Genomic DNA, 675 nt, shown 5'->3' on the forward strand with positions numbered 1-675 from the left:
CCGTCACTACGCACACGTTGACTGCCCAGGCCACGCCGACTATGTGAAAAACATGATCACCGGTGCTGCGCAGATGGACGGCGCGATCCTGGTTGTTGCTGCGACTGATGGCCCAATGCCACAGACCCGTGAGCACATCCTGCTGGGCCGTCAGGTTGGCGTTCCTTACATCATCGTGTTCCTGAACAAGTGCGACATGGTTGATGACGAAGAGCTGCTGGAACTGGTTGAGATGGAAGTGCGTGACCTGCTGTCTGCTTACGACTTCCCTGGCGACGATACCCCAATCGTACGCGGTTCTGCGCTGAAAGCGCTGGAAGGCGACGCTGAGTGGGAAGCGAAAATCGTTGAGCTGGCTGAGCACCTGGATAAGTACATCCCGGATCCAGTCCGTGCTATCGACCTGCCGTTCCTGCTGCCTATCGAAGACGTATTCTCAATCTCTGGCCGTGGTACCGTTGTTACCGGTCGTGTTGAGCGCGGCATCGTGAAAGTGGGCGACGAAGTAGAAATCGTTGGTATCAAAGCGACTGCTAAATCTACCTGTACCGGTGTTGAAATGTTCCGCAAACTGCTGGACCAGGGTCAGGCAGGCGAGAACTGTGGTGTTCTGCTGCGCGGTATCAAGCGTGAAGAGATCCAGCGTGGTCAGGTTCTGGCTAAGCCAGGCACCAT

At 56.1% G+C, this 675-nt stretch carries 1 protein-coding gene; it reads left to right on the plus strand.

Annotated elements, in window-relative coordinates; translation table 11 throughout:
- Positions 1-675 (plus strand): GTP-binding protein (locus CBW22_RS25405; RefSeq protein ID WP_254919578.1); only part of this gene is annotated, 675 nt, incomplete at both ends.

The sequence above is a fragment of the Pantoea sp. VS1 genome, from assembly GCF_002207995.1.
Lineage (GTDB): Bacteria > Pseudomonadota > Gammaproteobacteria > Enterobacterales > Enterobacteriaceae > Pantoea > Pantoea dispersa.